Source organism: Planctopirus hydrillae (assembly GCF_001707835.1).
Lineage (GTDB): Bacteria > Planctomycetota > Planctomycetia > Planctomycetales > Planctomycetaceae > Planctopirus > Planctopirus hydrillae.
Map to the genome: position 1 here is coordinate 1 of NZ_LYDR01000104.1, position 314 is coordinate 314.

The 314-nt window shown below is 66.6% G+C and carries 1 pseudogene; it reads right to left on the reverse strand.

Going from position 1 to position 314, the window contains the following annotated elements:
* Positions 1-53: 53 nt before the first annotated feature.
* A pseudogene (locus A6X21_RS25895) lies at positions 54-314 on the reverse strand (ABC transporter permease); the annotation flags it as partial.

Consider the following 314-nt stretch of genomic DNA (forward strand, 5'->3'; position numbering starts at 1 on the left):
AGCTCAATCCGTATCGCATCCCAGCTGCACCCCTCTCCTCTTCGCGCAGGCGCTCATCGGCCCCCCAGCAGATCGACCGGGCGCTGTTGCAGCAGGCGGTGCACGGGAACAAGTGCGCCGACGATGGCCATGGCCGGGATGAAGGCGGCGACCATGCCGGCGGCCTGGCCCCAGGCGCTCAGCGTGGCGATCTGCGGGATCACCAGTGCGACAGCAAGTCCGGCGCTCAGGACGCCGACGATATAGGCCGTCAGGAACACGATGCCGGATTCGACGAGGAAGAAGTACAGCACCTCGTCGGCCAGTCCGATGCT